Raw genomic sequence first — 24,229 nt, 5'->3', positions numbered from 1 at the left:
GGTGTCCACTTTGCGCTAACGCGGCCCTTCGGGTCGGGGTCATGCCTCGATTCCAGCAATTGCCTTGGCAAAATCCTTCGCCGCGAAGGGCGCGAGGTCCTCGACGCCTTCGCCGACGCCGATGAAATGCACCGGCAGCTTGTGCTTCTCCGACAGCGCGACAAGGATGCCGCCGCGCGCCGTGCCGTCAAGCTTGGTCATCACGAGCCCCGTGACGCCTGCCGTACGATGAAACGCCTCGACTTGCGACAACGCATTTTGTCCCACCGTGGCGTCGAGCACGAGCAGCACCGCGTGCGGCGCCGACGCATCGACCTTCCTGATGACGCGCACGACCTTTTCCAGCTCGTTCATCAGTTCGGACTTGTTCTGCAGGCGGCCGGCGGTGTCGATCAGCAGCACGTCGCGCTGCTGCTCCTTGGCCGCGGTCAGCGCGCTGAAGGCAAGGCTCGCCGAATCCGAGCCCTGGGCGCCTGATATGACCGGCGACTTGGTGCGCTCGCCCCAGACCTTGAGCTGCTCGATCGCCGCGGCGCGGAAGGTGTCGCCGGCGGCCAGCATGACCTTGCGGCCCTCGGCGGAGAATTTCGCGGCCAGCTTGCCGATCGTCGTGGTCTTGCCGGAGCCGTTGACGCCGACCACCAAGATGACGAACGGCTGCTTCGCGGTATCGATCTCGAGCGGCTTCGCCACCGGCGACAGCACCTTCTCGACCTCGGTCGCGACGACGTCCTTGACCTCGTCGGCCGAGATCGCCTTGTCGTAGCGCCCCTTGCCGACAGCCTCCGCAATGCGGACCGCGACATCGGTACCGAGATCGGCGCGCAGCAGCACATCCTCGATGTCATCGAGCATGGCCGAATCGAGCTTGCGCTTGGTGACGAGGTCGGCGACCGCGGTCCCGATCGAACTCGAGGTCCGCTTCAGGCCGCCCTTCAGCCGCTGCCACCAGCTCTGTTTTGGAGTTCCCGCAGTGGTATCGTTCATGGCGCGGACGTGTTAGCCGTTTCGGCCCATAAACGAAAGTCTCGACGAATTGATCGATGTTCCCCAACTAACCGCGGAAGAAATCCTGGGCCGGGTGCTCCACCGCGACGGCCTGATGCTGGTGATCGACAAGCCGGCCGGCCTGCCGGTGCATCGCGGTCCCAAGGGCGGCCCCAATCTGGAGGCCTCGTTCGAAGCGCTGCGGTTCGGCCTGCCGCGGCCGCCGGTGCTGGCGCATCGGCTGGACAAGGACACCTCGGGCTGCCTCGTCCTGGGACGTCACCGCAAGGCAACCGCCTCGCTCGGGCTGTTGTTCAAGCACAGCAAGATCTCGAAGACCTATTGGACCGTGGTCGAGGGCGGCCCTGCCGAGGATGAAGGCACCATCGACATGCCGCTCGGCCGGCTCAACGCCGAGCGCGGCTGGTGGCAGAAGCCGGACCCGGATGGCCAGAAGGCGATCACCAACTGGAAGGTGCTGGGGCGTGGCGATGGCCTCACCTGGCTCGCGATGGAGCCGGTCACCGGCCGCACCCATCAGCTGCGGGTGCATTCGGCGGCGATGGGCTGGCCGATCGTCGGCGACAATATCTATGGCAATGGTCCGCGCTTCGGTGAGCCGACCCTGCATCTGCATTCCCGCGAGATCGGCATCCCGATCTCCAGGAACAAGGACCCGGTGCATGTGGTCGCGCCGGCACCCGAACACATGCGGGAGCGGCTCAGGGCCTGCGGCTGGAACGGCGACTAAGCATGATCCGGAAAAGTGCGAAGCGGTTTTCCGAAAAGATTATGCTCAAACAAAGAGCTAAAGCGCGATGACGATCCAGCCCAACCTCATCGCGCTTTAGCCTCCGTGATTTTACGGACAATTATCCTTTACGGAACATTCAGGCCCATCCGCTAGTCCTGAAGGCAGCTTAGAAAAGCGCGCTGCGACGGCTCAGGACGAGCAATGCTGAATGATGGACAAGCAATTGTCGACGAGGTCGAGGCTGCGATACGCGCCGGCTCCGCCGATAAATGCCTGGCCACGGCAAGGCGCGTCACCGGCCTTTTCCTCGCATCCGCCGGCAAGTTCAACAGCGAACAGATCGAGCTGTTCGACAACGTGCTCGAGCGTCTGGTGAAGACCATCGAGTTGCGCGCGCTCGCCGACATCAGCGCCCGGATGGCGCTCACCGACATCAGCGAGCAGCTCGCACCGGTCGCCCAGGCACCGCCCGCGATCATTCGCCGTCTCGCCAGCAATGACGAGATCAGGATCGCGCGGCCGATCCTGCAGGAATCGTCGCGGCTCAGCGCGGACGATTTGGTCGAGATCGCACGGACCAAGAGCGAGCAGCATCTGCTCGCCGTCGCCGGCCGCTGGTGGCTAAAGGAGGTCGTCACTGACGCGCTTCTGGCGCGTCGCTTTGCGAGCGTGAGCCACCGCCTGGTCACCAATCCCGGCGCCAAAGTATCGCCGGGCGGATTTGCCGTCATCCTCGCGCAGGCCGAGCACGATCCGGTGCTTGCGGTCGAGACCGGCATTCGCGCCGACCTGCAGTCGGAGCTCCGCCTTCAGCTCCTGCGCCGCGCGACGGAAGAGGTTCGCGGCCGTCTGCTGGAACGCGCCCCGCCCTATCTGTTCGAAGAAATCCGGCATGCGATCGCAGCGGTCGCCGCCGGCGTCGAGCGCGACATGTCGCAAGTCCGCGACTTCACCGCGGCCAAGCACCACGTCGCGAAGCTGAAGGACGACGGCGAGCTCAACGAAGCCTCACTGCTCGGTTTCGCCAGGCAGCGAAAATATGAAGAGACCATCGTTGCGCTGGCGTATCTTGCGCAGTCGAACATCGAGGTGATCCGCTCCCTGATGCAAAGCCTGCGCAGTGAGGGCCTGCTGGTGCCGTGCCGGGCGGCAGGCCTGAGTTGGGATACCGCCGCCGCGGTGATGGAATGTCGCTATACCACCGGCTCCATGGGACCGGTCGAGCTCGCCCGTGCGAAGAGCCAGTTCACGAAATTGACCCGCGAAAACGCCGATCGCCTGCTGCGGTTCTGGCAGGTTCGCGCGTCGCAGCCGGCAAGGCTGGGCGGGCGCACGCACTGAGTGCGTCATGCACGATGCGCATGTAGAGATTCAACCTGTCAAATAGCTGGTTCAGTATCATCACATGCGAAATGCAGGTGATCCGCTGCTCCGGACGCGCCATGCGCGGCTCCCCACATTCGTCGTCGTGGCGAAAGCCTGGACCCATAACCACCGCATTCTGTGACCGTGCGAGATCGCGGCCCCAGCGTCGCGCAGCAATTGAGATCTGGGGTAATGGGCCCCGGCCTGCGCCGGGAGAACAATGGGAGCGAACTTTCTCAGCGGCCCGATGCAATGAGCCGCGCACCGTCATGGCCGCGGATAGTCATCGCGCGTACCATGCCCGGCACATCTCTCTCGATCGCGACCGGCAGGAAGTGCTCGGTGCGGCCTTGCCGCTCGCTCTCGGTCAGCACCTCGCGCATCGCGCCGACTTCCGCGTCAAGCCGGCGCAGCAGCGCGGCTTCGCCTGCCGCGCGCAGCCGCCTGGCGCGCTCCTTGATCGCGCCGCCATCGACCTGCGGCATCCGTGCGGCGGGCGTTCCGGGGCGCTTCGAATAGGGAAACACGTGCAGGAAGGTAAGATCGCATTCCGCGACCAGATCGAGCGAACGCGCGAACATCGCTTCAGACTCGGTCGGGAAGCCCGCGATGATGTCGGCGCCGAGAGCGATGTCCGGCCGCAGCCGGCGGACCTGCGCACAGAAATCGATCGCGTCCTTTCGTGAATGCCGGCGCTTCATCCGCTTCAGGATCATGTCGTCGCCGGACTGCAACGACAGATGCAGATGCGGCATCAGCCGCGCATCGTCGGCGATGACATCGAGCAGGTCGCGATCCGCCTCGATCGAATCGATCGACGAGATGCGCAGCCGCTTCAGCTCGGGCACATGGCGCAGGATCTGCCGGGTCAACTGGCCGAGTTTTGGCGCGCCCGGCAGGTCGGCGCCATAGCTCGTGAGATCGACGCCGGTCAGCACGATCTCGGCATGGCCGCGCTCGACCAGCGCGCGGACCTGATCGACCACCGCGCCCATCGGCACCGAGCGCGAATTGCCGCGGCCGTAGGGGATGATGCAGAAGGTGCAGCGATGATCGCAGCCGTTCTGCACCTGCACGAATACGCGAGGCAGGCCGCGCTCGAAGCCGCCGAGCAGATGCGGCGCCATCTCGGTCACCGCCATGATGTCGGCGACCGCGACCTTTTCGCTCGCATCGATGCCGAACGGCGCCTCGAATGCTGAACGTGTCACGCGCCACGCCTCGCCGCGCATCTTCTCGTCATTGCCGACGACGCGATCGACCTCGGCCATCTCGGCGAACATCTGGCTTTGCGTCTGCGCCGCACAACCGGTGACGACGATGCGCGCATGCGGGCGTTGGCGTTTCAACTTGCGGATCGACTGCCGCGCCTGCGCCACCGCCTCGTTGGTGACGGCGCAACTGTTGATGACGATGGCATCGGTAAGCCCGGCCTGCTCCGCCTCGCGCCTGATCACCTCGGATTCAAATGAATTGAGGCGGCAGCCAAAGGTGACGACATCGACGCCCATAACCGATCTCACGCCCGATCAAGCGACGCTGGCGAATAGCGCCGGATCGAAGCGGCCCTCATATTCGAAATCGGCGGTGCCGGTCATCAGCACGTGATCGTCGCGCTCGCGCCACTCGATGCCGAGCTTGCCGCCGGGCAGCGTGATCTCGACGCTGCGATTGGCACGCTTCAGCCGCGCCGCCGCAACCGCCGTCGCGCAGGCCGCCGAGCCGCACGCTTTGGTGAGACCGGCGCCGCGCTCCCAGGTGCGGATCGTGATGTGGTCGCGATCGACGATATGGGCGAGGGTGATGTTGGCGCGCTCCGGAAAGATCGGGTGGTGTTCCAAAAGCGGCCCGAAACGTTCGAGGTCGTAGGCATTGACGTCGTCGACCCAGAAGATCGCATGCGGATTGCCCATCGAGACCACCGAGGGCGAATGCAAGACCGGATTGTCGATCGGCCCGACCTGCAGCTCGATGTAGCGGGTGTCGCGAAACTCCTCAGCCAGCGGAATGTCCTGCCAGCCGAACTTCGGCGCGCCCATGTCGACGGTATAGAGATCGGGCGCCGGCCCCTGCCAGCAATTGAGCAGGCCGGCGCGGGTCTGGAACGTCGCTGATGTCTGGCCGGTCTTCTCGAAAATCCGCCGCACCACGCAGCGCATGCCGTTGCCGCAGGCCCCGGCCTCCGAGCCGTCATTGTTGTAGATCGAGATGAACGCTTCGGTGCCGTCGAGCCGCGGCGGCTGCAGCACCATCAGCTGGTCATAGGGCACGCCGCCCGCCGGCGAAGCCACGGCGCGCGCCTCCGCTGCCGACACCTGTGCCCGACCTTGTACCGCTGAATCGCGCAGGTCGACGACGACGATCTCGTTGCCGATGCCGTTCATCTTGGCGAATGCGTGATTGGCGAGCGCGCTCATCGATTTTCCCAAATTCTGCCCGGTTATATGGCGAGTGGTGGCCAGTTAGCCAGCCTGAATGGCCCCATGACACATCTGTCATGGGACGAATGCAGAACTTGCGTGTTAGGAATATCGCACCTCGCGGACCGCGCGCCGGGACAGATCGAGCGGCCGTTCGAGGCAGGGGATGGAGAAAAACCAATGAACCGTATCAACACGCTCCGCGCGGCCCTGGTCGCGCTGCTGCCCTTGGCCGCGATCGCACTGGCAAGCCCGGCCCCTGCCCAGTCGCCGTCAGCCTCGCCCGCTCCCGCAGCGAGCCCGACCCCTGCCCCTGCACCGTCGGCGACACCGGTGCCCCCGCCGGCCGAGACCAAGTCGCCGGCCGACAGCCCGGCCGCAGCGCAGACCCCGGCGCCGGCGCCGGCCGCCCCGGTGCAGACCGCCGATCCCTTCGGCGAGCCGTTCACGCTGGAGCCGAAAAAGGTCGTGATGCTGAAGGGCACGGCCAATTGGGATTCCGCCTTCGACGCCCTGATCGAGGCGTTCAAGCAGCTCACCGCGCTGCTCGACAAGGACGGCGTCAAGGCATCGGGCAATCCGATGATCGTCTACACCTCGACCGACGACACCGGCTTCACCTTCATCGCCGAGATCCCGGTCGATCAGGACGTCAAGAACCTCGGCAAGAACATGAGCATGGGCAATTCGCCCGACGGCAAGGCGCTGAAGTTCGTCCATCGCGGTTCCTACGACAACATGGACAACACCTATGAGGCGATCACCAACCACCTCGACGACAAGAAGCTCGAAGCCAAGGACACCTTTATCGAGGAATACATCACCGATCCGCTGAAGACCGCGGAGGACAAGCTTGTGATCAACGTCTACGTACCCCTGAAGTGAGCCAGATGACCCATCGCCTACCGCTTGGCCTCCCCGTTGGCCTCTCCTTCGCCGCCACCCTGATCGCGACCACGCTGCTGGCTGCGCCCGTACTGGCGAATGACGACTTTCCGCCGGCGGTTTCGGTCACCGGCGAGGCGACCTTGTCGGCGCCGCCCGACCAGGCGCAGCTCGACGCCGGCGTCACCACCGACGCCAAGACCGCACGCGAAGCCGCCGAAGCCAACAATGTGACGATGGGCAAGGTGCTGGCCGCGCTGAAGGGCGCCGGGATCGCGGAGAAGGACTTTCAGACCTCGCGGCTGTCGCTGCAGCCGCAATTCGCCAATCGTGGGCCGTCGTCGCCGAACGCCCCGCCCAGCATCGTCGGCTACCATGCGAGCAATCGCGTCACGATCAGGCTGCACGATGTAAGCAAGGTCGCCAGCGTCATCGACGTGCTGGTCGGCGCCGGCGCCAACGATATCGGCGGGCTCAATTTCTCGGTGTCGCAGGCCTCGAAGCTGCTCGACGAGGCGCGCGAAAAGGCGATCGCCGACGCCCGCCGCAAGGCCGAGATCTACGCCAAGGCCGCCGGCGTCACGCTCGGCGCACCCGTGAATATTGCGGAGGTCGGCTCGGCGCCGGTCCCGGTGTTCCGTCCCAAGATGGCGACGGCAGGCTTCGCCGCGCCGACGCCGGTGGCGCAAGGCGAGGAAACACTGACGGTCAATGTCAGCGTCTCCTGGGCGATCAAGGAGAAGTAATTCAAGGCAGCCAATTGACGTCGTCCCGGCGAAGGCCGGGACCCATTACCACCGAGTTTAGTTGTGAACGGAATCGTGGCCCCAGCGTCGCGCAACAATTAATATTTGGGGTAATGGGTCCCGGCCTTCGCCGGGACGACAGCATTTAGATTTCGAACACCTGCCCGGGCTTCAACGCGACAAACTTCCCGCGCGGCACCTTGGCGGCGTCGAGCGCTTCGCCAAGCGCGATCGCGGGCGCGTCGATCGCCTCGTCGGTCAACTGGAATGTGCCGTGGTGATGCGCCAGCGCCTGGGCGGCGCCACAATCGGCCAGCGCCTTCACCGCATCCTCCGGGTTCATGTGCTGGTCGCGCATGAACCAGCGCGGCTCATAGGCGCCGATCGGCAGGATCGCGAGCCGCAACGGTCCATGCGCCTCGGCCACCCGGCGGAAATGTCCCCCGTCGCCGTAGCCGGAATCGCCGACGATGTAGAGCTTGCCGGCCGGCGTCTCCAAAACAAAACTCGCCCACAGCGCCTTGTTGCGATCGAACAGGCCGCGCGCCGACCAGTGCCGCGTCGGCACCAGTGTCGCGGCAAGGCCATTGCCGAGCTCGGCGCGCTGATGCCAGTCGAACGCCTCGGCTTTGATCGCGGCATCGGACGTACGCATCGTGACGTCGTTGCCGAGCGGCGTGATCACGCGAGGACCAAATGCACCCGCAAGTTTCGACAGCGTCGCGACGTCGAGATGGTCGTAGTGGCCGTGCGACACCAGCACGACATCGATCCTGGGCAGTTTATCGAATGCGATGCCGGGATCGTTGTGCCGCTTCGGCCCGGCGAAGCTGAACGGCGAGGCCCGCATCGACCACACCGGATCGAACAGGATGTTGAGGCCCGCGGTCTGGATCAGCCAGCTGGCATGACCGACGAAACAGAGCCGCACCTTGTCGCCCTCGACGCGGGGCGGCGGCGTATCGGCATGGGGGCTCGGCGCCCATTCCGGCCAGACTGCGCGCTTCCGGCCGCCCCCGAACTGCCAGCGCAGCACCTCACCAAGCGATTTCGGCGGCGAGCCGTCCGGATCGAAGAAGTGCAGGCCGTCGAAATGATCGGACACGGGGCCGTCGTAGGTTTTCATGGTCGTCATCCAGATCGAGGGCACACCGATCGCTGCGGCGGCTCCGGTCAAGGTTGCGAGAAGGCGGCGGCGGGTGATCAGCACGCGGGTTCCGGAATAGGAGGCAGGCTCCGGTTATATGGGTGGCAGCGGCGAATTCGGAACCAATAGGGCAAATCGACGTGATTTCAGTACCTTACTGTCCAGACTGAGCGGATTTCAGCGAAACTTTCCTTGACTTTGCCGCCCCGGCAGCGTTTAACCCGGCCACTTTCTCGGAAAGCTCCGTCTTTTCGACCCGCCGACTGGTCCTGGAGGCCAGAGGCCAACGCCCGACAGCGCGATGCGCCCTCGGGCGCGAAAGTGTTTGGATTTCCTTCTCCCTCGCCCCGCTCTTGCGGGGAGAGGGTCGGGGTGAGGAGCTCTCTCCGCGCACTGTGCGTGTGGATAGCCCTGTACCCCCTCACCCGCCGCGCAAATGCGCGGCGACCTCTCCCCGCAGGCGGGGAGAGGTAAAAGAGGACAACGGCATTGTTCGACAATCTGTCGGAACGGCTTGGTGGCATTCTCGATCGTCTGACGGGGCGCGGTGCGCTGACCGAAAAGGACGTCGATGCCGCAATGCGCGAGGTGCGCCGCGCGCTGCTCGAGGCCGACGTCGCGCTCGAGGTGGTCCGTAGCTTCATCGACCGGGTCCGCGAGCAGGCGATCGGCGCCACCGTCGTCAAGTCGGTGACGCCGGGCCAGATGGTGGTGAAGATCGTCCATGACGAGCTCGTCGCCACGCTCGGCTCCGACGGCCAGACCATCGATATCAACTCCGTGCCGCCGGTGCCGATCATGATGGTCGGTCTGCAAGGCTCCGGTAAGACCACCACCACCGCAAAGCTCGCGCGCCGCATGGTCCAGCGCGACAAGCGCAAGGTGCTGATGGCCTCGCTCGACGTCTACCGCCCGGCGGCGATGGAACAGCTCGCGGTGCTCGGCCGCGACCTCGACATTCCGACGCTGCCGATCGTCGCCGGCCAGATGCCGCCGCAGATCGCAAGGCGCGCGTTGGAGGCCGGCAAGCTCGGCGGCTACGACGTCGTGCTGCTCGACACCGCCGGCCGCACCACGCTCGACGAAGACATGATGAAGGAGGCGGCCGAGATCAAAGCCGCCGCCAACCCGCACGAAGTGCTGCTGGTCGCGGATAGCCTCACCGGCCAGGACGCGGTCAACCTCGCGCGCTCGTTCGACGAGCGCGTCGGCCTCACCGGCATCGTGCTGACGCGCGTTGACGGCGACGGCCGCGGCGGCGCCGCGCTGTCGATGCGCGCGGTCACCGGCAAGCCGATCAAGCTGATCGGCACCGGCGAAAAGACCGACGCGCTGGAAGACTTCCATCCGAACCGCATCGCCGGCCGCATCCTCGGCATGGGCGACGTGGTCTCGCTGGTCGAGAAGGCCGCCGCCAATATCGACGCCGAGAAGGCCGCGCGCACCGCCGAACGCATGCGCAAGGGTCAGTTCGACCTCAACGACATGCGCGAGCAGCTGCAGCAGATGGCGAATATGGGCGGCATCGGCGGCCTGATGGGCATGATGCCCGGCATCTCCAAGATGAAGAACCAGATCGCGGCGGCCGGCATCGACGACAAGATCCTGAAGCGCCAGGTCGCGATCATCGACTCGATGACGCGGCAGGAGCGCAAGAACCCGGACATCCTGAAGGCGAGCCGCAAGAAGCGCATCGCGGCAGGCGCTGGCCAGAGCGTCGAGCACGTCAACAAGCTGCTGAAGATGCACCGGAACATGGCCGACATGATGAAGGCCATGGGCAGCGGCAAACGCGGCCCGCTCGCCGGCATCGCGCAGGCGATGGGATTCGGCGGCGGCATGAAGCCGCCCTCGGCCGAGGAGATGAAGGCGCTCGCCGAGAAGATGCAGGGCGGCGCCGGCGGCGGCCTGCCCAATCTGCCGAAGGATTTGCCGGCCGGGCTGCGCGGCGGCTTGCCGAACGTGCCGGGCCTAACCGGCCTTTCCGGCAAGCCGATGCTGCCGGGCCTCGGCGGTTTCCCGGGCAAGAAGAAATGAGGAATTCGTCGCGACGGCTCGTATACGGCCGGCGCGACGCGGAATGCCAATCAATCGAACACATCGACCTTTGAAGGAGAACTGAATGTCCGTTGTTATCCGCCTCGCTCGCGCAGGCACCAAGAAGCGTCCCGTCTATCACGTCGTCGTCGCCGACTCGCGCTTCCCGCGCGATGGCCGCTTCATCGAGCGTCTCGGCCACTTCAACCCGTTGCTGCCGAAGGACAACGAGTCGCGCCTGAAGCTCGACATGGACAAGGTGAAGGCCTGGCTCGCCAAGGGCGCGCAGCCGTCGGATCGCGTGACCCGCTTCCTCGACGCCGCCGGCGTCAAGAAGCGCGCGCCGCGCAACAACCCGGAAAAGGCCGTGCCGCGCAAGGAGCGCAAGGCGCAGGCCGAAGCCGCCGCCAAGGCTTAAGGCTGAACGGCGACCACGGTGGCTGCACCGGTCTGTGTCGCCCGTATCGGCGCTGCGCATGGCGTGCGCGGCGCCGTCAGGCTTTGGACCTTCACCGAAGATCCGCTGGCCGTGAAGGACTACGGTCCGCTGATGACCAGGGACGGCACGCGCCAGTTCGAGGTCACGCATGTGCGTGAGGCCAAGGACCATCTGGTGGTGACGCTGAAGGGCGTCGCCAGCCGCGATGATGCCGAACGGCTCAACGGGCTCGAGCTCTACGTTCCGCGCGACCGGCTGCCGGACACCGACGACGGCGAATACTACCACACCGATCTGATCGGGCTCGCCGCGGTGACGACGACGGAGCAGCCGCTCGGCAAGGTGATCGCGATCCATAATTTCGGCGCCGGCGACATCATCGAGATCGCCCCGCCGCAGGGCGCGACGATGCTGCTGCCGTTCACCAATGCCGTGGTGCCGACTGTCGATCTCGACGGCGGCCGCGTGGTGATCGACCTGCCCAAGGAAATCGACGGCGACGATCCGTCGGCGGCCTGATCGAAAATAATCTTCAACCCGTCATCCGGCCCTGCTGCTCGAGCCAGTCGCAGAACACCGCGCTGTGCGGATCGTTGCTGCGCCCCGCCGGGAAGTAAGCGAAGTAGCTCCGCGCCGGCAGGCTGACATCCGGAAACGGCGTCACCAGGCGCCCGGCCGCGAGATCGTCCGCGATCAGCGCGGTCGGTCCCATCGCGACGCCGAGACCATCGAGCGCGGCCTGGATCGTCAGATAGAAGTGATCGAAGGTCAGCGCGGCCGCCGGCTCCAGCGCGGATTGCCCGGCCTCGGTGAGCCAGTCGCGCCACAGCCGCGGCATCGACGTGACATGCAGCAGCGTGTGCCTGGAGAGGTCCGCGATCTCATTGAGCGGCAGCTGCCCCAATAGCGACGGACTGCATACCGGCAATCTCCGCTCCGACACCAGGAAGCGTGACGAGAAGCCGTGGAAGGTGTCGGGGCCACCGCGGATCACGACGTCGAATGATTCAGACAACGCATCCACCGGATCGTTCGACGTGCTCAAGCGTACCTCGATATCGGGATGCTCGGCGCGAAACCGGCTCATCCGCGGCAGCAGCCAGCGCAGGCTGAAGGTCGCGAGTGCATTGACGCGCAACACCGCGACCGCCAGATCGCCGCGCCGCTCGCGATGCTGCTGCACGGCGGCGGAAATCCGGTCGAGCGCGGGCGCGAACTCTGCCAGCAATGCCGCGCCTGCCGGCGTCAGCACCACGCGCCGCACCGATCGCCGAAACAGCGACGGCGCGCCCAGCCATTCCTCGAGCAGGCGGATCTGCTGACTGACCGCGCCATGGGTCACGCTGAGCTCGGCGGCGGCTTCCTTGAAGCTGCCTAGCCGTGCGGCGGCCTCGAAGGCACGCACCGCATTGAGCGGCGGCAGGCTGCGGCGTGGGACGAACATGATCCCTCAATACAAGATTTTCTAACGTATGATCCGATTATTACTGATTTGTGACAAGCGCCTTGGCGGCGCATGCTGCCATGCAAGCTCCTTGTATAGCTTTCTTTTCTGAGGTCCCCTCCTGGTGCTCGCCCGCGCAATCTTTAGATTTTCTTGCATTGGAGGGCGGCAATGAGCGTGTCGGCCGAAACCGGCACGACGCGGCCCGACCGTGCCCGGTCAACCCGCACCCTGACCGTGACCGGGCTCAACCACGCCCTCCACGACGGCTACACCGACGTCATCTACGTGCTGCTGCCGGTCTGGCAGGCCGAATTCGCGCTGAGCTACGGCCTGCTGGCGCTGCTGCGCGGGCTCTATGCCGGCGCCATGGCCGGGCTGCAGATTCCGGTCGGACGCATCGCGGAGCGGATCGACGGCAAGGTGATCCTGATCGCGGGCACGGCGCTGTCCGCAGTCGGCTACGCGTTTGCTGGATGCTCCGGCGGTGTCATTGGCCTCGGCCTGGCGCTCGCGCTCTCCGGCGCGGGATCGAGCACGCAGCATCCGATCGCTTCCGCCGCGGTGTCGCGCGCCTATGGCGCAGCGGCGCGCGGGCCGCTCGGTATCTACAATTTCTCGGGCGATCTCGGCAAGGCGGCGATCCCGGCCCTGACCTCGATCCTGCTGGTGATCATGTCGTGGCGGCACGCGCTGCTCGTGCTCGCTCTCGCAGGCTTGCTCGTCGCGGTCTGCATTGCGCTCTGGATGCCGGCCGTCGGCAAGGGCGCCGAGCACAAGGCGGCATCAGCATCGCGCGGCGCCAGCACAGGCTGCGGCTTTCATTGGCTGCTCGCGATCGGAATTCTCGACACCGCGGTCAGGATGGGCTTTCTCACCTTCCTGCCGTTCCTGTTGCGCGACAAGGGCGCCTCGCTGCCGACCAACGGCCTTGCGCTGGCGCTGGTCTTCATCGGCGGCGCGGCGGGAAAATTCACCTGCGGATGGCTCGGCGCGCGGGTCGGGACGCTGCGCACGGTGCTGATCACCGAAGGTGGTACGGCGGCGCTGATCGTGGCCGTGCTGGTGTTGCCGCTGGCGCCGGCCATCGTGCTGCTGCCGCTGCTCGGCGTGATGCTCAACGGCACCTCCTCGGTTCTCTACGGCACGGTGCCCGAACTCACCCCCGCGCATCAGACCGAGCGCGCCTTCGCGCTGTTCTATACCGGAACGATCGGATCGGGCGCGATCGCGCCTGTTATCTACGGCCTGCTTGGCGACGCGCTCGGCCCGTCGCTCGCGACCGCAGCAACCGCGCTCACGGCGCTGGCGATTTGTCCGCTTGCCGTCGCGCTCGCGCGGCATCTCGCTGACGATCCGACGACGGCGTGACCATAACGTGGGTTAGCCCGTAGCCCGGATAAAGCGCAGCGCAATCCGGGGCCGCTCGTCATTGCTTGCGTGATTCCCGGATTGCGCTTCGCTCCATCCGGGCTACTTAAGCAATGGTCTCACGGAGCATCCCAATGACAAGCACGCACAAGGCCTGGCGGCTGCACGCCCACAACGATCTGCGCTTCGAGGATGTCACGACGCCGATGCCCGCGCCCGATGGCGTCGTGGTGCGGATCGAAGCCGGCATGGTGCTGTCCTACACCAACAGGCTGCTGTCCGGCGCACTGCCCTACAGCCTGCCACCGATGCCGTTCGTGCCGGGCACCAACGCGATCGCGCGCGTCGTCGCCGCCGGCGACAACGTCACGCACGTGCAAAGCGGTGACCGCGTGTTCCTGAGCCCGCATCTGCGCGGCGACGTGCCGGATCGCGATCCGCCGCAGATCCTGATCGGCCTCACCGCCACGGTGACGACGCCGGAGGCGCTCGCATTGCAGGCGCGCTGGCGCGACGGCGTATTCGCGGAGATCGCGCACTGGCCGGCCGCCTGCGTTACGCCACTTGCCAATCTCGACGACAAGCCGGCGACCGAGCTGATCGGGCTCGCAAAACTGATCGTGCCGTTCGGCGGCTTGCAGCGCTCCGGCCTGCGCGGCGGGCAGACCATCATTGTCAACGGCGCGACCGGCTATTTCGGTTCGGGCGGCGTGATGCTCGCGGTCGCGATGGGCGCGGGCCGCGTCGTCGCCGTCGGCCGCAAGGAGGCCGCGCTCGAGCAGTTGCGCGACGCGTTCGGCCCGCGCGTCATTCCCGCCGTCGTCAGCGGCGATGCCGCAGCCGACCTTGCGGTCATCCGCCGCGCCGCTGGCGGCAGCGCCGATGTCGCGCTCGATCTGCTCGGCACCGCCAAGAGCACCTCGACCACACTGTCCTCCCTGCGCGCGCTCAGGCGTGGCGGCCGGATGGTGCTGATGGGCAGCGCCGAGGTGCCGCTCGAACTCTCGTTCCGCGAGATGCTGGCCAACGACTGGGAGGTGGTCGGGCAGTTCATGTACGACCGCACGGCACCAGGCCAGATCGCCGGCCTCGCCGCCGAAGGCCTGCTGGACCTGCGCAAGATCAATGTCGCGACCTTCAAGCTTGCCGACTTCCGACGCGCGGTGGACGCGGCCGCGATGATGCAGAGCCTCGACCTCACGGCCGTGGTGCCGTAACCAGAGGCCATGACATCGCAAGACACCACAGCCCAGGCGACACCATGGCGCGCCACCGTGCTGACCCTTTTCCCGGACATGTTTCCGGGGCCGCTCGGCGTGAGCCTCGCCGGCAAGGCGCTGGCTGGCGGACTCTGGGCGCTGGAAGCGCGCGACATCCGGGCCTCGGCCACCGACAAGCACCGCAGCGTCGACGACACGCCGGCCGGCGGCGGCCCCGGCATGGTGCTGCGGGCCGATGTGCTGGCGGCGGCGATCGACGCCGCTGATATCGCGCCTGACCGTCCGCGCCTCTTGATGAGCCCGCGCGGTCGGCCATTGACCCAGACCCAGGTCGCGGAGCTGGCGGCCGGGCCCGGGCCCCTGATCGTCTGCGGCCGCTTCGAGGGCATCGACCAGCGGGTGATCGAGGCGCGGGGCCTCGAGGAGGTCTCGATCGGCGATTATGTGCTGTCCGGCGGCGAAATCGCCGCGATGGCCCTGATCGACGCCTGCGTCCGCCTGTTGCCGGGGGTGATGGGCAAGCAGGCCTCGGGAACCGAGGAAAGCTTTTCCGAAGGACTACTGGAATACCCGCAATACACCCGCCCGCAGGAGTTCGAGGGCAGGCAGATCCCGGAAATCCTGATTTCCGGCGATCACGCCAAGGTCGCGGCCTGGCGGCTGGCCCAATCCGAGGCCCTGACGGCGGCCCGGCGGCCCGATCTCTGGGCCCGCAAGGCCGGCCAAAAAGCCGCTCGGCGAGGGACAAAAAACACGACAGACGGGTGACAAACCCTGCGCTTTGCCTTATACGGGCGGCCAAATCCGCACCCGCGCAGGATAGATGGACGTTTGCGCAGCCCGCGAAAGGCTGGGCGCGCCGCCGATGGAGATTTCGATGAACCTTATTCAGCAGCTCGAAAAAGAGCAGTTCGACAAGCTCGCCGCCACCAAGGATATCCCGGAATTCGGCCCCGGCGACACCGTCATCGTCAACGTGAAGGTGGTCGAAGGCGAGCGTACCCGCGTGCAGGCCTATGAGGGCGTTTGCATCGGTCGTTCCGGTCAGGGCCTCAACGAGAGCTTCACCGTGCGCAAGATCTCCTACGGCGAAGGCGTCGAGCGCGTCTTCCCGGTGATGTCGCCGATGATCGACTCGATCAAGGTCGTGCGTCGCGGCAAGGTTCGTCGCGCCAAGCTTTATTATCTGCGCAACCTGCGCGGCAAGTCGGCCCGCATCGTCGAGAAGCAGGACCGCCAGACCGCCGTTGGCGAGTAACGTTTCCCTCAGGGGATGTGACCGAAAGCGCGGGGCCTGCCCCGCGCTTTTTTGTTGCGGCGCGCCTATCTGACTTGCAGGCCCGCGCAATCGATCGATTGTCGCCGCTATGAGCCCTGTGTTAGAAATTTAGAATGGTTCCGGATCAAGCAAGCCAGACCTGCCAGCGCGTCGTGATCGACGATCGCTCGCGGCTGCCCGGCCGCTTCTTCGGTCGCTTTGCGACGTCGGCAACGTCCGAGCTTAGACGCGCAGCGTAACGCTGCCTGGACGCTTTCGCCTGCTCGCGCGCTTAAGACGCGCTCATGCCATCCCACCACTGAATTTCTTCTGGAGCTGAAGCTCATGTCCAAACCGACCACGCTGTACGACAAGATCTGGAACGACCATCTGGTCCACGAGGCCGACGACGGCACCTGCCTGCTCTATATCGATCGCCACCTGGTGCACGAGGTGACCTCGCCGCAGGCGTTCGAAGGGCTGCGCGCCGCCGGCCGCAAGGTGCACGCGCCCGAGAAGACGCTCGCCGTCGTCGACCACAACATCCCGACCACCGACCGTTCGAAGCCGAACCCCGACCCTGAAAGCATCGAGCAGATGCGGGTGATGGCCGAGAACGCCAAGGAATTCGGCATCGAGTATTACAACGAGTTCGACAAGCGCCAGGGCATCGTTCACGTCATCGGCCCGGAGCAGGGTTTTACGCTGCCCGGCACCACCATCGTCTGCGGTGACAGCCACACCTCGACGCATGGCGCGTTCGGCGCGCTCGCGCACGGCATCGGCACCTCCGAAGTCGAGCACGTGCTGGCGACGCAGACGCTGATCCAGAAGAAGGCCAAGAACATGCGCGCGATCGTCGACGGCAAGTTGCCCGAAGGCGTGACCGGCAAGGACATCATCTTGGCGATCATCGGCGAGATCGGCACCGCCGGCGGCACCGGCTATGTGCTGGAATATGCCGGCGAGGCGATCCGTGCGCTCTCGATGGAAGGCCGCATGACGGTCTGCAACATGTCGATCGAAGGCGGCGCGCGCGCCGGCCTGGTTGCGCCCGACCAGAAGGCGTTCGACTTCCTGCGCGGCCGCCCGAAGGCGCCGAAGGGCGCCGCCTGGGACGCCGCGATGCGCTACTGGGAGACGCTGCGCTCCGACGAGGGCGCGCATTTCGACCACGAGATCCGGCTCGATGCGGCCAAGCTGCCGCCGATCGTCACCTGGGGCACGAGCCCTGAGGACGTGATCTCGGTGACCGGCTTCGTGCCCGATCCCGACAAGATCGCCGATGAGGCCAAGCGCATCTCCAAGCATCGCGCGCTGAAATATATGGGCCTGATCGCCGGCACGAAGATCACCGACATCAAGCTCGACCGCGTCTTCATCGGCTCCTGCACCAACGGCCGCATCGAGGACCTGCGCGCTGCCGCGAAGATCGCCGAGGGCAAGACTGTCAACGGCAATGTCAACGCGATGATCGTGCCGGGCTCCGGCATCGTGAAGGAGCAGGCGGAAGCCGAAGGCCTCGACAAGATCTTCATTGCGGCCGGCTTCGACTGGCGCGAGCCAGGCTGCTCGATGTGCCTTGCGATGAACCCGGACAAGCTGAAGCCGGAAGAGCGCTGCGCCTCGACCTCGAACCGCAATTTCGAGGGCCGCCAGGGCTTCAAGGGCCGCACTCATCTGGTGTCGCCCGCGATGGCCGCGGCCGCCGCGATCGCCGGACACTTCGTCGACGTCCGCGACTGGCGGTAAGGTACGCGCCAGATTCTTTTTTGACGCGTTTTCTTCACGCGAACCGGGGCCACTTCGCTCGAAAACGCTATTGCTTCGTCTCAAGCTCGAGCCGTTTCGGAAACGGCTCGTTAACGGGGCGCACGCACACTGCCTCCTTGCGAAAACAAGCCTTCGCAAGGAGCGCGTGCCGTGGCCGATAAACCCGAATTCGTCGACATGATCAGCGACGCGACGCGCCAGAAGCGCCGTCGTGCCGTGGCGCGCATCATCGATCCGCTTCCCGAGGTGAAGGAAACCTCGCGCCTCAGCCACTGGCCGCCGGAGCGCTGGACGCAATGGCGGATGGAAAACCTGACGCCGTGGAAGATAAAGTCCTGGAAGCTGAAGAACTGGGACTAACGCCCCTTTCTTGACGCGTTTTCTTCACGCGAAGCGGCGCCCACTTCGTTCGAACACGCTCCAGCGCGCAAAGAGAGGGACCCAACAAGACGGGCGCCGTGAGGCGCCCGCTGTCATTTCAAACTTTACCAATAGACGCGATACGGCCGCCAGTAGTGACGGTGGTGCCACCACGGCCGGCAGATCCGGCGCGGTCCGTAATAGGTCCAGACCACCCGGCAACGGCGGTGATGATAATAGGCCGGGTAATAGTAGGACGATCCGTAGAAGAAGCGCCGGTGATGGAAGTGCCGGCGGTAATAGGGCCGATAGCCGTAGCGGTAACCGCCGCCGTAGAAGCGGTGGTAGCCACCATAATGGCGATGGAAGCCGCCATAGCGATAGCCGCCATGGAACGCCGGCGCGGCGCGGAAGCCGCCACCACGGAAGCCGCGGCCGTGAAATCCGCCGCCGTGGAATCCACCACCGCGGAAGCCGCCACCATGAAAACCTCCGCCGCCGTGGCCGCCACCGCCGTGCCGGACCTGGGTCGTCATGGCATCGGCCGCAGACCTTGCCGCGGGCGCGGCGGCCGGGCTCGCCAGCGACAGCGCTTCGGCGCGCTGCTGCGAAGCAACCGACAATGCGAAGACAGCGGCCGCCGCAACGCCGAGACGGCGCACCAATCCGCGCCGCAAATAGCTCTCCCTCATCTCTGAACCTCCCTGACAACGGCAACGAGCACCAAGCTGCATGGCAGCCGGTTTCATTGCGTTCATTGCAGTCGCTCCCGGCATGACGCTAGAAATCGCTGAGTGAATGCGCCATGAACGCGCAAAACGCTGCGGCGAAACGTCCGGGAGAAACGTCAGTGACTGTCTATGTGATCGTGCAACTCAAGATGACCGATCGCGCCGCCTATGATCGGTATCAGGCGCGCTTCTTCGACGTATTCAAGAAGTTCAACGGACGCCTGCTGTCGGCCGACGAACAGCCCGCGGTGCTCGAGGGCAGCTGGGATCGCGACAAGCTGGTGCTGATGTCATTCCCTGACGAAGCCGCATTCCGCGCCTGGTCGGAGTCGCCCGAATATGTCGAGATCTCCAGGGATCGCAAGGCGGGTGCGCAGGGCATTGTGCTGCTGGCGAAGGGCTTCGCGCCCTGAGGCGGACGGAGCGGCTCCGATCGGAGAGCTGCTCTCTTGTTGCACGGCTGATGTCGCGCACGGCGCGACTGCGTGCATCACCAGAACGGGCCGAACCCGAAGCCGAAGGTGAATGGCGCCGGCGCAGCATAGGGGTACGGCCGATAGTAATAGGGCCGCCCGTAATAATAGGAGCCGTACTGCCGATAATAGGAATAGGGCCGGTAGTACGGCCGGTAATAAGGACGGTAGCCGTAGTGATAGTGGCGACGATGGTAATGATGATAGCGCTGCGCGCTGATATCCGTTGCCTTGCCTACTTGCCGCTGCGGTGCCGCGGCCTGCGGCTGGGCTGATGCCGCGGCGGTTGCCGATGCCGGCGCCGTCAACGCGAATGTACAAGCGACAGCCGCGACACCGATCCATCTCATCATGATCAACTCCTGCAGATTGCGATGGATATCATCTCGCGTGCGCGAATCTGCCGGTTTGATGGCTGAGAACGACAACAGGCCCGCTGCTCACGGGCCTGTGTCTCAACTGCGCTAATACGCCGCGCGATCAACGGCGCCAGTGGCGACGATGCCCCCAGCCGCGGTGATGTCCGCGATGCCAGCCACGATGCCAGCCGCGCCCACCCCAGCGTACCTGCGTGGTCGCCTGGTTCGCGTTGTCCTGAACCGTGGCGGCTGTGCCCGGCGTGGCGAGCGACATCGCGCTTGCACGCTCGGCCGGCGCCGCCAACACCAACACGGCACCGACAGCCGCGAGCCCCAGAACCTTCATCGCCTTCATGAATTGTCTCCTTGATCCTTTGATGTCACGTCTTGCAGCGACGACTTGAACTTCTGCTTGACGCGTTTTCCTCACGCGAACCGGTGTCCGTCCCGCATCACGCGCGGGACAGGCTCCGCTGGAAAACGCTTCAGCTTTCGAATCGACGCCGTTGCCGCGACGCAGATCGCTAGCAGAATGCGGACGACGTGAATGGGAAGTGAATGACTGCGCCACGAACATGAATGCTGCCGGCGCGCTTCAGGTTCCGGCACTGCGCGCGATTTTTCGCGTTGGTGTGCAAACGACATAGACGATGGTCGTATCTCGCGTTCTGTCCGTTGCAGGATTGCCATGACACAAACGCGCACGCAGGTGGCTGCTTCGAACAGCCCTCGCGGCGCTCAGCTGTTCCATCATGCTCGGCGATGTCGCGCTCGCCGCCAAGGACCGGGCGACGACATCGGCACCGCAAGCCATCGCACGCGGATGCTGATGGCGGCGGCGGTTTATGGGCGACAGGTTTGATCGCGGCTGTTGCGATGATCGGCGCAACGCGCCGACATACGCGTAACTAGCCCGGCCGCCAGAAGCAGTTCATGCGCGGCGTGATCACGGTACCGCTCGGCCGGTGCTCCTGCACATAGGTCGCGGTGCAGTCGCGCACGGCGTTCGGACCGGGGTTGTAGCGCGGGATGACATCGGGTTCCCAATGATCGGGCCGGGACCGGTAGATCGGCACGCGCTTCAGCCGGCGGCGCTCGACGACGCGCGTGCGCGCGACCGGTGCCGCCTCGCCGACGCGCGCCTCAGCCGCCGCGCTCTGTGCCTGCGCCTTTGTCGCCGGGAGCGAGAGCCCGACTGCTACAGCCAACAGCGCTGTCGCCACGATCCGTTTCATTACGCCCACCCAAGCTCGATTCTTGAGCCCCATTCGTGGGCGGCACGGTCTCCCATTGCGCCGCCAAGGTCAACTGCGCTGGCGCCGCCGATAGCACTCGCGCTAAAGGAGTGTCATGTGGACCACAGAAAAAGCCCCCTCGCTGGCCGAGATGGAGGCCATGGCGCACGAGGTTTTCGAGCGCCTGCCCAAGACGTTCCGGGCCCTCTGCGAGGGCCTGATCATCCGCGTCGACGACTTTCCGACCGACGAGGTGCTCGACGAGATGCAGGCCGAGAGCGAGTTCGACCTGCTCGGCCTGTTTCAGGGCATCGGCCTGCCGCAGCAGAGCCATAGCGACGTGGCCCGGCTGCCCAACCTGGTCTGGCTGTACCGCCGGCCGATCCTGGATTACTGGGCGGAGCACGACGAGACCCTCGGCCACATCGTTCGCCACGTGCTGATCCATGAGATCGGGCACCATTTCGGCCTCTCCGACGCCGATATGGAGGCGATTGAGGCCGATGCGGGCTAGCCCTGCAGAAATGGCCCTTTTACCGCTGTCACATTCGCGATAAACATCCGGCCGATATCCGCTATTTTTTGCCCGGGAAGAGCACCGATGGATAAGTTCACCACGCTGGAAGGCGTCGCGGCGCCGCTGAAGATCATCAATGTCGACACCGACATGATCATTCCGAAGCAATACCTCAAGACCATCAAGCGCACCGGCCTTGGCAAGGGGCTTTTCTCCGAGCAGCGCTACAAGGATGACGGCAGCGAGAACCCGGATTTCGTCCTCAACCAGCCCGCCTATCGCAACGCGAAGGTGCTGGTCGCCGGCGACAATTTCGGCTGCGGCTCGAGCCGCGAGCACGCGCCCTGGGCACTGCTCGACTTCGGCATCCGCTGCGTGATCTCGACCTCGTTTGGCGACATCTTCTACAACAACTGCTTCAAGAATGGCATCCTGCCGATCCGCGTGTCGCAGGAGGACCTCGACAAGCTATTCGACGACGCCGAGCGCGGCGCCAACGCGACGCTGACCATCGACCTCCCCAACCAGGAGATCCGCGGTCCCGACGGCGGCAAGGTCAAGTTCGAGATCGACCCGTTCCGCAAGCACTGCCTGATCAACGGCCTCGACGACATCGGCCTGACGATGGAAAAGAAATCGTCGATCGACAGCTACGAGACGAAGCTCAAGGAACGCGCCTGGGCTTGAGGCTCAGCGCATCATCGTGCCCCGGTGCCGTCAGGCGCCGGGGCTTTTCTTTGCCGAATTCGCTCGCCGCAAACCCGCTGATAGCTGACGCGCATGCTGCCTGACATCGTCACCTTCTGGCACGGCTCGATGGACGCGCTGCGCCAGACCTGCCTGCGCTCGCAGGCGGCGGCGGGGCACAAGGTCACCGTCTACAGTTTCGATCCGATTCCCGGCCTGCCCGACGGTATCGGCAATGCCGGAGCCGAAGCGGTGCTGCCGCATTCGTTCGCGGAGAAGCTGCGCCCGGCGGAGCCCGACGGCTCGTGGCGCGACTGGACCATGCTGCAGTTCAGCGACTTCTTCCGCATGCGGCTGATGGCGCGGCGCGCCGGTCTCTGGCTCGACGCTGACGTGCTGCTGCTGAAGGGCGTCGAGCTCGATCCGGCCAAGCCCTATTTTGCCTGGGAGCGGCCGCGGCAGCTCGGCAACTCCGTGCTGTATCTGCCGACCGACGATCCAATCGTGCGCGCGTTCGAGGCGCTGATGCAGCAGGACGAGCTGATCCCGGACTGGCTGGCGCTGCGCCATCGCCTGACCTTTGCGATGCGCCGGCTGCGCGGCAAGTCCAATCGCCTCGCCGACATCCGTGTCGCGATCTACGGCCCGGCGGCGCTCACCGCGCTGGCGCGCCGCGCAGGCGAATTGCAGCACGCGCTGCCGAAGCGATCATTCTACGCCGTGCATGCCGAGCCGAAGCTGTTCTTCGAGCCGTCGGATTTTTCGCGCTACCTGAACGATCCCGGGATCATCGGCCTGCACATCTCGCCGAAAGGGCGCGGCAAGGAGGCGCCGATCCCGGGCAGCCTCTACGCGTGGGCGGCGGAGAGGTTTGGAGCGTAACGCAAACACCGCTGCACCCTCTCCCCTTGTGGGAGAGGGTGGCTTCGCGAAGCGAAGCCGGGTGAGGGGTTCTCTCCCACGGGAGAATCCCGGAAGCGGAGATACCCCTCATCCGGCGCTTCGCGCCACCTTCTCCCACAGGGGGGAGAAGGAAGACGCTTCGCTGGGCTAATGCCCCATCGCGGCGACCGCATCGGCGATCGCGATCGTGCGCCTGGCCATCTCGGCGTGCAGGCGCTCGACCATGCGGCCGTCGAGCTGGATCGCGCCGCGCGAGGCGTTCTCCGGCTTCTCGAAAGCGGCAATGATCTTGCGCGCCTCGGCGACCTCGGCCTCGGGCGGCGTGAAGATCGCGTTGCAGGCATCGATGTGGCTCGGATGGATCAGCGTCTTGCCGTCGAAGCCGAGATCGCGGCCCTGCGCGCATTCCTCCGCGAAGCCGTCGACATTGCTGATGTCACTGTAGGGCCCGTCGAGGATCTCGAGCCCGTGCGCGCGGGTCGCCAGGATGCAATGCGTGATCATCGGAATCATCGCCGCGCGGCCCGGCTTCATCCGGATCCGGGTTTCGCGGGCAATGTCGTTCGGCCCGAACACGAAGCCGGCGAGCCGGGTTTCGGAATCCTTCGATGCCGCGGCCAGCTTGTCGGCGTCGAGCACCGCGCGCGCGGTCTCGATCATCGCCCAGACCCGGATCGAGGCAGGCGCATTGATGTCGCTGAGGCGATCGGCGACGGCGTTGAGATCGTCGACGGTCGAAATCTTGGGAACCAGGATCCCGTCCGGCTGCGCCTTGCCGGCCATGCCGATGTCGTCGACCCACCAGGGCGTGTCGAGCGCGTTGATGCGGATCAGCATCTCGCGCTTGCCGAAGCCCTTGGCGGCGACCGCCTTGGCGATCTGCTCCCGGGCTGTGGCCTTGGCGTCGGGGGCAACGGAATCCTCCAGGTCGAGGATAATGCCGTCCGCCGGCAGCGTCCGGGCCTTTTCCAGCGCCCGTGCATTCGATCCCGGCATGAACAACAGGCTGCGGCGCGGACGGGTCATCGACATTCTCCTGGGGGCTTGGGCTCCGCCACTGTCCATTGTTTAGGCATCGGACGGAACCATTCTTCGACGCTGCCGTATCATCTCAGGCC

The 24,229-nt window shown here is 65.6% G+C and carries 27 protein-coding genes; 17 read left to right on the top strand and 10 right to left on the bottom strand.

Translation table 11 applies throughout. The annotated features are described in order from the left end of the window. Positions 1 to 39: 39 nt before the first annotated feature. Complete coding sequence (gene ftsY, locus J2R76_RS28985; RefSeq protein WP_038384709.1) at positions 40 to 987, bottom strand: signal recognition particle-docking protein FtsY; 948 nt, start codon at positions 985 to 987, stop codon at positions 40 to 42. 49 nt (positions 988 to 1,036) lie between these two features. On the opposite strand from ftsY, the gene J2R76_RS28980 reads away from it, so the two are divergent. After that, entirely contained in the window at positions 1,037 to 1,738 is a 702-nt protein-coding gene (locus tag J2R76_RS28980) for an RluA family pseudouridine synthase (protein ID WP_057020938.1), read from the top strand. Between the two features lie 204 nt (positions 1,739 to 1,942). After that, positions 1,943 to 3,082, top strand: coding sequence for a DUF2336 domain-containing protein (locus J2R76_RS28975; RefSeq protein ID WP_076834640.1), 1,140 nt, complete (start codon positions 1,943 to 1,945; stop codon positions 3,080 to 3,082). Positions 3,083 to 3,342: 260 nt separating this feature from the next. On the opposite strand, the gene mtaB is transcribed toward J2R76_RS28975, so the two are convergent. Together mtaB and dapF are read right to left on the bottom strand one after the other, a co-directional pair. Beyond that, positions 3,343 to 4,617, bottom strand: a complete 1,275-nt coding sequence (gene mtaB / locus J2R76_RS28970) for a tRNA (N(6)-L-threonylcarbamoyladenosine(37)-C(2))-methylthiotransferase MtaB (RefSeq protein ID WP_076834642.1) — start codon at positions 4,615 to 4,617, stop codon at positions 3,343 to 3,345. 18 nt (positions 4,618 to 4,635) lie between these two features. Next, on the bottom strand, positions 4,636 to 5,523 hold the full coding sequence (gene dapF, locus J2R76_RS28965; RefSeq protein WP_076834644.1) for a diaminopimelate epimerase: 888 nt from the start codon (positions 5,521 to 5,523) through the stop codon (positions 4,636 to 4,638). A 183-nt stretch (positions 5,524 to 5,706) separates the two neighbouring features. Here dapF and J2R76_RS28960 point away from each other — a divergent pair, with 183 nt between their 5' ends. Together J2R76_RS28960 and J2R76_RS28955 are read left to right on the top strand one after the other, a co-directional pair. Then, a complete protein-coding gene (locus tag J2R76_RS28960; RefSeq protein ID WP_057020941.1) occupies positions 5,707 to 6,411 on the top strand; it encodes a GyrI-like domain-containing protein in 705 nt (234 codons plus the stop codon). Between the two features lie 5 nt (positions 6,412 to 6,416). Then, positions 6,417 to 7,157 carry an SIMPL domain-containing protein gene (locus tag J2R76_RS28955; protein ID WP_076834709.1) on the top strand — a complete coding sequence of 247 codons (741 nt, stop codon included), beginning with the start codon at positions 6,417 to 6,419 and terminating at the stop codon, positions 7,155 to 7,157. 145 nt (positions 7,158 to 7,302) lie between these two features. Here J2R76_RS28955 and J2R76_RS28950 read toward each other — a convergent pair whose 3' ends face one another. Beyond that, positions 7,303 to 8,367, bottom strand: a complete 1,065-nt coding sequence (locus J2R76_RS28950) for an MBL fold metallo-hydrolase (RefSeq protein ID WP_076834648.1) — start codon at positions 8,365 to 8,367, stop codon at positions 7,303 to 7,305. Between the two features lie 426 nt (positions 8,368 to 8,793). On the opposite strand from J2R76_RS28950, the gene ffh reads away from it, so the two are divergent. From ffh to rimM, 3 genes are all read left to right on the top strand, one after another. Beyond that, positions 8,794 to 10,341, top strand: a complete 1,548-nt coding sequence (gene ffh / locus J2R76_RS28945) for a signal recognition particle protein (protein ID WP_018269389.1) — start codon at positions 8,794 to 8,796, stop codon at positions 10,339 to 10,341. Between the two features lie 85 nt (positions 10,342 to 10,426). Next, on the top strand, positions 10,427 to 10,759 hold the full coding sequence (rpsP, locus tag J2R76_RS28940; protein ID WP_016847621.1) for a 30S ribosomal protein S16: 333 nt from the start codon (positions 10,427 to 10,429) through the stop codon (positions 10,757 to 10,759). 18 nt (positions 10,760 to 10,777) lie between these two features. Continuing rightward, on the top strand, positions 10,778 to 11,299 hold the full coding sequence (rimM, locus tag J2R76_RS28935; RefSeq protein ID WP_076834650.1) for a ribosome maturation factor RimM: 522 nt from the start codon (positions 10,778 to 10,780) through the stop codon (positions 11,297 to 11,299). A gap of 13 nt (positions 11,300 to 11,312) precedes the next feature. Here the strand turns inward: rimM and gcvA are convergent, their stop codons facing one another. Further along, entirely contained in the window at positions 11,313 to 12,224 is a 912-nt protein-coding gene (gene gcvA / locus J2R76_RS28930) for a transcriptional regulator GcvA (RefSeq protein ID WP_057020944.1), read from the bottom strand. Positions 12,225 to 12,395: 171 nt separating this feature from the next. Here gcvA and J2R76_RS28925 point away from each other — a divergent pair, with 171 nt between their 5' ends. The 6 genes from J2R76_RS28925 to J2R76_RS28900 all read left to right on the top strand — a co-directional run bounded on the left by J2R76_RS28925 (position 12,396) and on the right by J2R76_RS28900 (position 18,206). Further along, positions 12,396 to 13,595 (top strand): MFS transporter, encoded by a 1,200-nt coding sequence (locus J2R76_RS28925; protein ID WP_076834651.1) that lies wholly within the window; start codon positions 12,396 to 12,398, stop codon positions 13,593 to 13,595. A gap of 134 nt (positions 13,596 to 13,729) precedes the next feature. After that, a complete protein-coding gene (locus tag J2R76_RS28920; protein WP_076834653.1) occupies positions 13,730 to 14,812 on the top strand; it encodes a zinc-binding alcohol dehydrogenase family protein in 1,083 nt (360 codons plus the stop codon). Between the two features lie 9 nt (positions 14,813 to 14,821). Further along, on the top strand, positions 14,822 to 15,583 hold the full coding sequence (trmD, locus tag J2R76_RS28915; RefSeq protein WP_076834655.1) for a tRNA (guanosine(37)-N1)-methyltransferase TrmD: 762 nt from the start codon (positions 14,822 to 14,824) through the stop codon (positions 15,581 to 15,583). A gap of 109 nt (positions 15,584 to 15,692) precedes the next feature. Beyond that, positions 15,693 to 16,073: a 50S ribosomal protein L19 gene (gene rplS, locus J2R76_RS28910; protein WP_018269387.1), complete on the top strand. Its 381-nt coding sequence runs from the start codon at positions 15,693 to 15,695 to the stop codon at positions 16,071 to 16,073. A 345-nt stretch (positions 16,074 to 16,418) separates the two neighbouring features. After that, positions 16,419 to 17,825, top strand: coding sequence for a 3-isopropylmalate dehydratase large subunit (gene leuC, locus J2R76_RS28905; protein WP_076834656.1), 1,407 nt, complete (start codon positions 16,419 to 16,421; stop codon positions 17,823 to 17,825). Between the two features lie 171 nt (positions 17,826 to 17,996). Further along, positions 17,997 to 18,206, top strand: coding sequence for a hypothetical protein (locus J2R76_RS28900; protein WP_016847629.1), 210 nt, complete (start codon positions 17,997 to 17,999; stop codon positions 18,204 to 18,206). A 125-nt stretch (positions 18,207 to 18,331) separates the two neighbouring features. Here the strand turns inward: J2R76_RS28900 and J2R76_RS28895 are convergent, their stop codons facing one another. Beyond that, positions 18,332 to 18,898 (bottom strand): hypothetical protein, encoded by a 567-nt coding sequence (locus J2R76_RS28895; protein WP_076834658.1) that lies wholly within the window; start codon positions 18,896 to 18,898, stop codon positions 18,332 to 18,334. 158 nt (positions 18,899 to 19,056) lie between these two features. Between J2R76_RS28895 and J2R76_RS28890 the strand changes: the two genes are divergently transcribed. Continuing rightward, a complete protein-coding gene (locus tag J2R76_RS28890; RefSeq protein WP_076834711.1) occupies positions 19,057 to 19,350 on the top strand; it encodes a DUF1330 domain-containing protein in 294 nt (97 codons plus the stop codon). A 77-nt stretch (positions 19,351 to 19,427) separates the two neighbouring features. On the opposite strand, the gene J2R76_RS28885 is transcribed toward J2R76_RS28890, so the two are convergent. From J2R76_RS28885 to J2R76_RS28875, 3 genes are all read right to left on the bottom strand, one after another. Next, positions 19,428 to 19,763: a hypothetical protein gene (locus tag J2R76_RS28885; protein ID WP_076834713.1), complete on the bottom strand. Its 336-nt coding sequence runs from the start codon at positions 19,761 to 19,763 to the stop codon at positions 19,428 to 19,430. 127 nt (positions 19,764 to 19,890) lie between these two features. Next, on the bottom strand, positions 19,891 to 20,124 hold the full coding sequence (locus J2R76_RS28880) for a hypothetical protein (protein WP_057020951.1): 234 nt from the start codon (positions 20,122 to 20,124) through the stop codon (positions 19,891 to 19,893). A gap of 553 nt (positions 20,125 to 20,677) precedes the next feature. Beyond that, complete coding sequence (locus tag J2R76_RS28875; protein WP_057020952.1) at positions 20,678 to 21,004, bottom strand: hypothetical protein; 327 nt, start codon at positions 21,002 to 21,004, stop codon at positions 20,678 to 20,680. A gap of 115 nt (positions 21,005 to 21,119) precedes the next feature. Between J2R76_RS28875 and J2R76_RS28870 the strand changes: the two genes are divergently transcribed. From J2R76_RS28870 to J2R76_RS28860, 3 genes are all read left to right on the top strand, one after another. Further along, complete coding sequence (locus J2R76_RS28870; protein ID WP_016847635.1) at positions 21,120 to 21,518, top strand: metallopeptidase family protein; 399 nt, start codon at positions 21,120 to 21,122, stop codon at positions 21,516 to 21,518. A gap of 87 nt (positions 21,519 to 21,605) precedes the next feature. Beyond that, a complete protein-coding gene (gene leuD, locus J2R76_RS28865; protein WP_057020954.1) occupies positions 21,606 to 22,208 on the top strand; it encodes a 3-isopropylmalate dehydratase small subunit in 603 nt (200 codons plus the stop codon). Positions 22,209 to 22,301: 93 nt separating this feature from the next. Beyond that, positions 22,302 to 23,090 (top strand): hypothetical protein, encoded by a 789-nt coding sequence (locus J2R76_RS28860; RefSeq protein ID WP_076834660.1) that lies wholly within the window; start codon positions 22,302 to 22,304, stop codon positions 23,088 to 23,090. 168 nt (positions 23,091 to 23,258) lie between these two features. On the opposite strand, the gene J2R76_RS28855 is transcribed toward J2R76_RS28860, so the two are convergent. Then, on the bottom strand, positions 23,259 to 24,137 hold the full coding sequence (locus J2R76_RS28855) for a CoA ester lyase (protein WP_141341390.1): 879 nt from the start codon (positions 24,135 to 24,137) through the stop codon (positions 23,259 to 23,261). Positions 24,138 to 24,229 lie beyond the last annotated feature (92 nt).

It is taken from the genome of Bradyrhizobium sp. USDA 4532 (assembly GCF_024171315.1).
Classification (GTDB): Bacteria; Pseudomonadota; Alphaproteobacteria; order Rhizobiales; family Xanthobacteraceae; genus Bradyrhizobium; species Bradyrhizobium australafricanum.
The sequence above is the reverse complement of the archived record's forward strand: the minus strand, read 5'-3'. Positions and strand labels throughout refer to the sequence as shown.

What these genes read in the sequence shown, in the direction of transcription:
- ftsY (WP_038384709.1), bottom strand. Translation starts at nt 987, where the DNA reads ATGAACGATACCACTGCGGGAACTCCAAAACAGAGCTGGTGGCAGCGG.
- J2R76_RS28975 (WP_076834640.1), top strand. Translation starts at nt 1,943, where the DNA reads ATGCTGAATGATGGACAAGCAATTGTCGACGAGGTCGAGGCTGCGATA.
- mtaB (WP_076834642.1), bottom strand. Translation starts at nt 4,617, where the DNA reads ATGGGCGTCGATGTCGTCACCTTTGGCTGCCGCCTCAATTCATTTGAA.
- dapF (WP_076834644.1), bottom strand. Translation starts at nt 5,523, where the DNA reads ATGAGCGCGCTCGCCAATCACGCATTCGCCAAGATGAACGGCATCGGC.
- J2R76_RS28960 (WP_057020941.1), top strand. Translation starts at nt 5,707, where the DNA reads ATGAACCGTATCAACACGCTCCGCGCGGCCCTGGTCGCGCTGCTGCCC.
- J2R76_RS28955 (WP_076834709.1), top strand. Translation starts at nt 6,417, where the DNA reads ATGACCCATCGCCTACCGCTTGGCCTCCCCGTTGGCCTCTCCTTCGCC.
- rpsP (WP_016847621.1), top strand. Translation starts at nt 10,427, where the DNA reads ATGTCCGTTGTTATCCGCCTCGCTCGCGCAGGCACCAAGAAGCGTCCC.
- gcvA (WP_057020944.1), bottom strand. Translation starts at nt 12,224, where the DNA reads ATGTTCGTCCCACGCCGCAGCCTGCCGCCGCTCAATGCGGTGCGTGCC.
- J2R76_RS28925 (WP_076834651.1), top strand. Translation starts at nt 12,396, where the DNA reads ATGAGCGTGTCGGCCGAAACCGGCACGACGCGGCCCGACCGTGCCCGG.
- J2R76_RS28920 (WP_076834653.1), top strand. Translation starts at nt 13,730, where the DNA reads ATGACAAGCACGCACAAGGCCTGGCGGCTGCACGCCCACAACGATCTG.
- trmD (WP_076834655.1), top strand. Translation starts at nt 14,822, where the DNA reads ATGACATCGCAAGACACCACAGCCCAGGCGACACCATGGCGCGCCACC.
- rplS (WP_018269387.1), top strand. Translation starts at nt 15,693, where the DNA reads ATGAACCTTATTCAGCAGCTCGAAAAAGAGCAGTTCGACAAGCTCGCC.
- leuC (WP_076834656.1), top strand. Translation starts at nt 16,419, where the DNA reads ATGTCCAAACCGACCACGCTGTACGACAAGATCTGGAACGACCATCTG.
- J2R76_RS28895 (WP_076834658.1), bottom strand. Translation starts at nt 18,898, where the DNA reads ATGAGGGAGAGCTATTTGCGGCGCGGATTGGTGCGCCGTCTCGGCGTT.
- J2R76_RS28885 (WP_076834713.1), bottom strand. Translation starts at nt 19,763, where the DNA reads ATGATGAGATGGATCGGTGTCGCGGCTGTCGCTTGTACATTCGCGTTG.
- J2R76_RS28880 (WP_057020951.1), bottom strand. Translation starts at nt 20,124, where the DNA reads ATGAAGGCGATGAAGGTTCTGGGGCTCGCGGCTGTCGGTGCCGTGTTG.
- J2R76_RS28875 (WP_057020952.1), bottom strand. Translation starts at nt 21,004, where the DNA reads ATGAAACGGATCGTGGCGACAGCGCTGTTGGCTGTAGCAGTCGGGCTC.
- J2R76_RS28870 (WP_016847635.1), top strand. Translation starts at nt 21,120, where the DNA reads ATGTGGACCACAGAAAAAGCCCCCTCGCTGGCCGAGATGGAGGCCATG.
- leuD (WP_057020954.1), top strand. Translation starts at nt 21,606, where the DNA reads ATGGATAAGTTCACCACGCTGGAAGGCGTCGCGGCGCCGCTGAAGATC.
- J2R76_RS28860 (WP_076834660.1), top strand. Translation starts at nt 22,302, where the DNA reads ATGCTGCCTGACATCGTCACCTTCTGGCACGGCTCGATGGACGCGCTG.
- J2R76_RS28855 (WP_141341390.1), bottom strand. Translation starts at nt 24,137, where the DNA reads ATGACCCGTCCGCGCCGCAGCCTGTTGTTCATGCCGGGATCGAATGCA.